We start from the raw sequence: 7,680 nt of genomic DNA on the forward strand, positions 1-7,680 counted from the left end.
CCCGAGCTCAACGATCGTCTATCCTTCCTGAGGAAGAATCGGCCGAACGGCTTGCCATGTGGTTAGACAATTCGGGCATCATTGACTCATTTGAAATTTCCGAAAAATACAGTATCATTGAAATCCGCGTCCCAAGGCGTTACATTGGCATGAGTCTTGAGCAGGCAGAACTGACCAACCGGTATAATGTGATCGTGCTCACCGGGCTTAAGCTAGCAAAAGAATCTGAAAACGGTCCTGCAAAAATTTTCAAAAGGGCAGCATCCGGCATCGCTACGCGCCAACGCTGTGATGCATGAAAATGAAGTTTTGGTTTTGTTCGGCGAGCTCAATGATATTGAGGAGCTTATGCATTAAAAGAATGCCTTTCATTGCTGCTTGGCTAACAAAAACATTGTAAATCGCTGCTATGATCATTGAAAAGTTACTAAGAAGGTTTGATATTTCTTCTGAGCGGGAGAATTACATTAAAATTCATGATACTGTCGAGAGTGGGATTGAGTTTAAAGGGACAAATCTGTGGATCCTTATTTTTGCCATCTTCATTGCATCGGTTGGTTTGAATGTCAACTCGACGGCAGTCATCATTGGAGCCATGCTGGTCTCACCATTAATGGGGCCGATCCTTGGGATGGGGTACAGCATTGCCACCTACGATTTTTCACTTTTCAGAAAAGCACTCGTTAATTATCTTTTTGCTATTGTGGCCGGTCTGCTTACGTCAGCTACCTATTTCTATGTTACACCCATTTACCAGGCGCACTCGGAGCTGCTGGCCAGGACGCAGCCTAACATTTATGATGTGATTATCGCGTTGGTCGGAGGGCTTGCTGGTATAGTAGCGATTTCCAGTAGAAACAAGGGCAATGTAATTCCAGGTGTTGCTATTGCAACGGCGCTGATGCCACCGCTTTGTACGGCAGGGTACGGGCTGGCAACGGCCAATTGGGGCTTCTTTTTCGGCGCATTTTACCTGCTTACGATCAACACTGTGTTTATAGGAAGCGCAACCCTGATTACTGTAAGGCTGCTTCAATATCCTATCCGCGACTATGCCAACGCGCATCAAAAGAAGATGGCAAACCGCTGGGTTAGTTTTCTAGTACTTTTGACTACTATTCCCAGTATTTACTATGGTTATTTGTTGGTTCAAAAAGAGCATTTCATTCAAAACGCCAATAACTTTATTAACACTGAAAGCTATATTGAAGGTGATTTCCTTTTAAAACATGAACTGGATGCAGCTAAGAAGCAGATCAAGCTTATTTATGGAGGGAAACTAATTGAGGACTCTGAAAAGAAGCGCCTGAATAGCAGAAAGGCAATTTATGGGCTTGCGAGCACGACGCTGATCGTTCAGCAAGGTTTTTCTATCAATGACGTTTCCAACGAGCTCACACAGAGCGATCGGTATCAAGCTGAGATAAATCAATTAAAGACTGAGCTCAGCCGTAATATTCAAAGGCAGGACAGCATTAGCGCAAGTAAAAAGGCTACTGGTCTTTTATTCAGTGAGATTAAGCCCCTATTTCCGGACATTAAATACTGCTCCGCTGATCGGCAAACATTTTTCACCAATGGGGGAAAAACAAGCAATTATACAGTTGTTGTGTTGGGCTCTTCGAATTTGAGGCAAACCGGGCGGGACTTTACAAAAATAAAGAACTGGTTACAGGTCAGGCTCAAGAGTGATTCGATCAAACTATATGTAGAAAAGGCGGTACCTTAAATGAGCTTCTTTATGGCGCTGATGTGCAGATTTAATATTGGTTTCAGGTATTGATAAATGGTAGATAACGTTCCTTGTATTCGATTGGGACACGTTTGAAATATTCCTGAACAACCCACATGCCCGAATTTTTATTCGAAAGAACAAAAGAGTCGCCACTGGCTAAGTAGTACCTAGCAAAGCCTAACTGAAGTTTGCCTTCGTTACGTTGGAAACTGATTTTGATTAAATCTCCATCCTTCAAATGGAACATGGTGCCTCCAACCTCAATTTTTAACTCGTGCTTTTCCGGAAATGTAGTAATAACTGCCCCTCTCACGTGGTGCCAGTGATTTAAATTCACTGCCAATACGGCTGATCCAAGCCCCAATAACACGAATGCAATCAATGACATGATGATACATCCAAGTTCAGGATTAGGCGTTGAGAATCTGGCAAACAATACGGCGCTGATTACGAGGCCGCTACCAAAGAAGCCATAAAGGATAAATAAAGAGTCAAAACTGGCAAAATACGACCAGGCAGTCGTTTTGTATATTCTTACAACTTTCAGTGGAGAATTGGTGCCAATCGTATCGCGCGTAAGTCTGATCATCCGCCATATTGCCAAACCCATTGGGATAAATGTCATGGAAAAGACAATCAAAGTCTCCATATCAATAGATTGTTAAACTTCACACGGCAAAATAGCTAGCTACATTAGACTAGCTACAAAAAAGCAAAGATCTATATGAATGTTCTAGCAGCAATATATTAAAATGATCCTGAATTGCCAAGGGATTATCAGGCCATATCATTGATGCTCTGCCGTTTGAACTTAATATCGAGGGCATTTTATATCAAGGAGTAACGACTATTCTCCTCGTTTGGGTTTTCTCTTCAATTTGTGAGCCATAATAATGCGGTACATTTATATCTGCGTTAATGGTCAGGGCTGGATTCAATCAGTTTAATGGCATTGTCGATCCCATTTTCCGTGGATAGTAAATCCGCCATGAGCCTGCTGCTCGTGTGGAGTTCTTGTCTGGTTAATAACTCGTACCCGGCAGTAATCAACTGGTCGAGCGTCAATTTCTTCAAAGGTATTGGTTTAAGCGCGCAACCTTTCTGGAACGCCAATTGTCCCCAAAAATGCTGGTCACCCATAGGGTACGGCACCGGGCAAGTCAGGAATGGTTTTCCTGCCCTTAGGCATTCGGCCATAGTACCGATCCCACCATGGTGAATCACTGCTTTCACATGAGGAAGTAATTTTTCATAAGGAGCGGATTCGATAATCTTGATGGTTTTGCAATTCTCCAAATCGGTTGTGCCTTCAAAGCCCCAACCTTTAATGATAATGATTCTGGTGTTTAGTTTTTCTGTCAGCTGTATCATTGCTTGCTGCATATCAAGCCCGGTAGTCAGCGGCATACTCCCAAACGTGACAAGCAAGGGTGGAGCGCCATCTTGCAGAAAATTAGATACATCCGTGTCAAGTGCAGCAGGTGATTTACCATACCAGAATCCGGTAAAGTGACTGTTATCAGGGTAGTCGTTTGGTTCTTTCAGTAAGTGCCGACTTACACCGTAAATCGACGGAAGTCCTTTGTAGTCTGCTATTAATGGTGACAGTTTATTTGCTTCACGGAACGTCCGGATCGGTTTGTGCATCATCCGGTAGCTGAATTCAGTTAGTTTGTAGCTAAACTTATTAAGGATGGAGGGCAATCCAATGCCACTCAGAACTGGGTTTACGAATTGTGCTGTTGCTTCAAAGGCCGGAATAACATTTGCCCGGATCATTTTGTCTGGGAACTGATCGGCAAAGTAACCTGCCAGGGTTTTGCCGTGGAACAAAACTTTGTCGCTTTGTGGCGACGGAGATATTGAAAGCGGCCAAACGCTACAACATTAGTTAAGCAATCCAGTATCCAGTAAAGGCCGGTTTTTTTCACGGTTCCGAACTGGTTTTTGATCAAATGGATGTGCCACCAATGCGCCTGCCAATTTGCATTGAGCTTGTTGATTCAGCTGACCGCTTAAAACAGTTCATTCAAAATCACCAGTTGTTACTGAGCCATGCTCGTACCATCCTGGAAAATCCACAGACTTACGAGATTGTTCACGTTACAAAAAAGGTCTTATGAAAGAAGTATTGAGAGTGTTTAGAGAATTTTAACAATCCGGATCTTTGGGCGGATTGTTACTAGTGGGGTGCGTTATTGTTTCCTTAATAATAGCCAACTCTCCGTTGAGTACTCACTTCAAAAACATCTTTAGGGAACAAATAGGTTTGAGACACACCACCTCGTGCGCTCCGGCGAACTACATAGCCGCCGAAGCGCACGAGGTCACTTAATTCAGTCCCTACTTCGGAAAATTTGCATCGCTTTTGACCTTCCGAATCTGTCTTAAATGCCGGTCTACGTGGCCCCATTGATAAATGTAAACCTGGTGCATGTTTCGCGGGTTGGGAGTTCCGGTCAGTTCAAAGTGCGCGCGCATATCTGCATCTGTCTTTTTTACGAAAGCGATGTTTTGCTCGCGACGGCTCAGGAAGAAAGTCAGGTTGTCTTTCCCTTTGATGAAACCGGTTGGTATGGCGATATCTGCTGCTACGTGCGGGTTGGTTTCCATGATAAATTCCGAATAGTAGCTGTCCGGCCGGGCTGTTTGATTAAGTTCGGGCTGCGGCTTGCTACGGGATCCCATACTAATTTCCCGTGCCCAGATGATTTCCCATAATGCAAGGTGTTCGACAATCTGCGAGATAGACCAGCGGTCGGGCGACTCTTTGAAATCCCATTGCGCTGGTGTCAGGTTCTCTGTTTCTTTGACCAGTTCGTCCCTCGTGCGGCTTAGCTGATCGATGGTGTACTGACGGTCGGTTTCCGTCCAGAGCTTTTCCTGGGCAAACGACGGACACGCAAGACTAATGAAGAGCACCAAGGTGCAACATCCTGAAAGTTTCATTTCCTGTAAGTTTATGGTTTGCCCAAAACTAGACGGAATTGTAAAAGGTGCTTGTCAGAATGAGCTACCGGTAGGGTTAATGAGCAAACGGAAACTCATTGTTTGAATTTCGCAAGCATTCGTTTGAAGCGCACAAACGTGCTGCCTGCCTTTGATGCCAACTTTGTGACATCAAAAAACACAAAGTTATGAGCACTCAGAAAGTATGGTTTATTACAGGCGCGTCCAAGGGACTTGGCCTTACATTGACAAAACAACTCCTCGCACAAGGACAAAAAGTAGCAGCTACCTCTCGCAATCTGTCCGAGCTGAAAGACGCTGTCGGTGTTGAAAGCAACGATTTTCTTCCATTAGCATTAAACCTGACCAACGAAGCTGATGTACAGCTGGCCATAGCCAACACCATCACTGCTTTCGGGGGGATTGATGTGCTGGTAAACAATGCAGGATACGGTCTGACAGGCGCTTTGGAAGAACTTTCCGATGCGGAAGCCAGAGCCAACTTCGATATTAATGTATTCGGTGCATTGAATCTGATCCGTCAGGTATTGCCGCAAATGCGCAACCAGCAGTCGGGCCACATTTTCAATATTTCTTCCATAGGCGGTTTTGCAGGGGGCTTTCCCGGCTTTGGGATCTATTGTGCCACGAAGTTTGCGATGCACGGTTTCTCCGAATCGTTGTTTCACGAGGTGGCGCCTTTCGGAATTCGCGTCACGCTGGTTATGCCAGGTTATTTCCGTACCAATTTCCTTGGCGCAGGTTCTTTGAACACGCCACAGAAAGAAATGACGGAGTATACCAATGTACGCGAGTCGCAGCAGGCGCACCAAAACAGCATTAATGCTAACCAACCCGGCGATCCTGAAAAAGCAGCGGCCGTTTTCATCTCCGTCGCCGAACAGGCTGACCCGCCTTTTCACTTGTTCCTCGGGGAAGATGCGTATGAAATTGCCGGGCAGAAGATCGCATTGGTGCAGCAGGAAATGGAAGCCCAGCGCGCACTTGCCACAGCGACCAACTTCTAAATCAGCCGGTACCTGCCAGTCGGCGGGTACCTATTTCATTTAACCGAAATCCATTATGAAGACAAAAGCCAGCTATATCGGAATGTGGCAGACTGCGGACGGACATATCCGTCAACAGCTGCTCCCGGGAGGACGCTACGACGAAGCACGCGGCACCCGGGAAAGTGCGTATACCGGCAGGTATGAAATTAAGGGAGATTATATTTATTATTGGGACGATTCCGGCTTTGAAGCCGACGGCAATTTTACCGATGAAAATACGCTGCAACACGGCGGGTACATATTTTATCGCAAATGAGTTGCAGGTACATATCAATGCAAGATCATGGCAATTGAATCACTGGAAGAATTTTACCAGCACAAGTTCAACTGGATGCCCGAGAACCTGAAAAAAGATGTAGGGCATTTCAATGTGTTCAATCTGGAAGACTGGGACTGGGGCTGCAATGCGCAGGTGCAGTACAACCGCAGGGATTTTTACAAAATATCGATCATGCGCGGCAAACATGTATACCATTATGCGGACAAATCGCTGGAAGTGGATGGTACCACGCTCATGTTCTTTAATCCAAATGTTCCCTATAAATACGAAAAGCTTACGGATGACAGCACGGGTTTCTTCTGCATTTTCAAAGAAGCATTTTTTAATGAGGTAATACGCGGCGATATAAAGGAGCTGCCAATGTTTCAGATAGGCGCCAAGCCCGCTTATTTGCTGAATGAGGAGCAGGACAGGCAGGTTGACGCGATTTTCAGAAAGATGATGACCGAAATGGGTTCGGATTATACATTCAAATTCGATCTGATCCGTAACTACATCATGGAAATCGTGCATACTGCATTGAAAATGAACCCGTCGGAAAGCCTGTACCAGAATGCGGACGCGAATGCACGGATCACGGCGGTTTTCTCGGATTTACTGGAAAGGCAATTCCCGATTGAAACGCCTTCACAACAACTCCGGCTGCGCTCTGCAGGCGATTATGCCGCCAGTTTGAACGTGCATACCAATCACCTCAACCGCGCCGTGCGGCTGACTACCGGAAAAACAACTACGGCGCATATTGCTGAGCGGATAGCTGCCGAGGCAAAAGCATTGCTGCTGCATACGGACTGGAACATTTCGCAAATCAGTTTCTGTCTTGGATTTGACGAGCCTGCCCATTTCAACCATTTTTTCAAGAAGCAAACCAGCACAACGCCAAGCGCATTCCGGTTGTAGGAATTTTGTCAAAAAATGGGGTGCATTTTAATCTGTGAGTAGCTTTGGATAAATTATCAGCATTTATCAGGGCTACTCACTCTTTTATATAACTCCTGTTACTATGTACGTAAATCGTTACCTGTCTCCTGTAATCATCTACTTCTATTCCTGGCGAATGGTTTTGTTCTCACTCGCCACTGGGTCCATTGCCATTTTTATTTATCAGTACCTCGACTGGAAATGGGTCGCAGTTCCCTGGCTGCCGGTGTCGCTGGTAGGTACTGCCACTGCCTTTTTCGTTGGTTTCAAAAATAATCAGTCCTACGATCGCAGCTGGGAAGCACGCAAGATCTGGGGCGCGATTACAAATCACAGCAGGTCTTTCAGCGTGGCTGTCCGGGCATTTTCCCAAAGTAATGCAGATCACGAAACCGATACCGAAGTGAGAAAGATCATTTACCGCCATATCGCGTGGCTTTATGCATTGCGCAATTCGATGGCGAGGCGCACCAGCTGGGAGCATGAAGATAGGGCCAGTCAGCGGCAACGTACTGCATTAAATCGGGTAAAGATCATTTGCGACGCAGAAATCGCGCGCCATTTACCTCCCGACGAGCTGGCGACTTTAAAAGATAAAACGAATATGCCCACCCAGCTGCTCGACTGTCAGGCCAGGAACATCGCGGTATTGCGTAAGGATGGTCGCATTGACGGATACCAGCATGTTGCATTGCAGGCACTGATTTCGCAACTGTACGACGAGC

The 7,680-nt window shown here is 45.7% G+C and carries 8 protein-coding genes and 1 pseudogene; 6 read left to right on the forward strand and 3 right to left on the reverse strand.

Features of this window, described 5'->3' with window-relative positions; genetic code table 11:
• Together ACTIE6_RS12895 and ACTIE6_RS12900 are read left to right on the forward strand one after the other, a co-directional pair.
• Nucleotides 1-299: pseudogene (locus tag ACTIE6_RS12895) on the forward strand (hypothetical protein); the annotation flags it as partial.
• 110 nt (nucleotides 300-409) lie between these two features.
• Nucleotides 410-1,729: a DUF389 domain-containing protein gene (locus ACTIE6_RS12900; RefSeq protein ID WP_439557031.1), complete on the forward strand. Its 1,320-nt coding sequence runs from the start codon at nucleotides 410-412 to the stop codon at nucleotides 1,727-1,729.
• A 43-nt stretch (nucleotides 1,730-1,772) separates the two neighbouring features.
• On the opposite strand, the gene ACTIE6_RS12905 is transcribed toward ACTIE6_RS12900, so the two are convergent.
• From ACTIE6_RS12905 to ACTIE6_RS12915, 3 genes are all read right to left on the reverse strand, one after another.
• On the reverse strand, nucleotides 1,773-2,384 hold the full coding sequence (locus tag ACTIE6_RS12905) for a hypothetical protein (protein ID WP_439557032.1): 612 nt from the start codon (nucleotides 2,382-2,384) through the stop codon (nucleotides 1,773-1,775).
• A 266-nt stretch (nucleotides 2,385-2,650) separates the two neighbouring features.
• Nucleotides 2,651-3,568 (reverse strand): glycosyltransferase, encoded by a 918-nt coding sequence (locus tag ACTIE6_RS12910; protein WP_439557033.1) that lies wholly within the window; start codon nucleotides 3,566-3,568, stop codon nucleotides 2,651-2,653.
• Nucleotides 3,569-4,078: 510 nt separating this feature from the next.
• The gene (locus ACTIE6_RS12915) at nucleotides 4,079-4,684 is read right to left on the reverse strand and encodes a DinB family protein (protein WP_439557034.1); all 606 of its coding nucleotides are present in this window, start codon (nucleotides 4,682-4,684) and stop codon (nucleotides 4,079-4,081) included.
• Nucleotides 4,685-4,872: 188 nt separating this feature from the next.
• Here ACTIE6_RS12915 and ACTIE6_RS12920 point away from each other — a divergent pair, with 188 nt between their 5' ends.
• The 4 genes from ACTIE6_RS12920 to ACTIE6_RS12935 form a co-directional block, all read left to right on the forward strand.
• Nucleotides 4,873-5,712 (forward strand): oxidoreductase, encoded by an 840-nt coding sequence (locus ACTIE6_RS12920; protein ID WP_439557035.1) that lies wholly within the window; start codon nucleotides 4,873-4,875, stop codon nucleotides 5,710-5,712.
• A 55-nt stretch (nucleotides 5,713-5,767) separates the two neighbouring features.
• The gene (locus tag ACTIE6_RS12925) at nucleotides 5,768-6,010 is read left to right on the forward strand and encodes an Atu4866 domain-containing protein (RefSeq protein ID WP_439557036.1); all 243 of its coding nucleotides are present in this window, start codon (nucleotides 5,768-5,770) and stop codon (nucleotides 6,008-6,010) included.
• Between the two features lie 27 nt (nucleotides 6,011-6,037).
• Complete coding sequence (locus tag ACTIE6_RS12930) at nucleotides 6,038-6,934, forward strand: helix-turn-helix domain-containing protein (RefSeq protein ID WP_439557037.1); 897 nt, start codon at nucleotides 6,038-6,040, stop codon at nucleotides 6,932-6,934.
• Between the two features lie 103 nt (nucleotides 6,935-7,037).
• Nucleotides 7,038-7,680 (forward strand): bestrophin family ion channel (locus ACTIE6_RS12935; RefSeq protein WP_439557038.1); only part of this gene is annotated, 643 nt, incomplete at its 3' end.

The organism is Dyadobacter sp. (genome assembly GCF_051859145.1).
GTDB lineage: Bacteria > Bacteroidota > Bacteroidia > Cytophagales > Spirosomataceae > Dyadobacter.

Bases quoted from the DNA above. Each gene is read 5' to 3' on its own strand.
- ACTIE6_RS12920 (WP_439557035.1), top strand. From the start codon at position 4,873: ATGAGCACTCAGAAAGTATGGTTTATTACAGGCGCGTCCAAGGGACTT.
- ACTIE6_RS12915 (WP_439557034.1), bottom strand. From the start codon at position 4,684: ATGAAACTTTCAGGATGTTGCACCTTGGTGCTCTTCATTAGTCTTGCG.
- ACTIE6_RS12900 (WP_439557031.1), top strand. From the start codon at position 410: ATGATCATTGAAAAGTTACTAAGAAGGTTTGATATTTCTTCTGAGCGG.
- ACTIE6_RS12930 (WP_439557037.1), top strand. From the start codon at position 6,038: ATGGCAATTGAATCACTGGAAGAATTTTACCAGCACAAGTTCAACTGG.
- ACTIE6_RS12925 (WP_439557036.1), top strand. From the start codon at position 5,768: ATGAAGACAAAAGCCAGCTATATCGGAATGTGGCAGACTGCGGACGGA.
- ACTIE6_RS12905 (WP_439557032.1), bottom strand. From the start codon at position 2,384: ATGGAGACTTTGATTGTCTTTTCCATGACATTTATCCCAATGGGTTTG.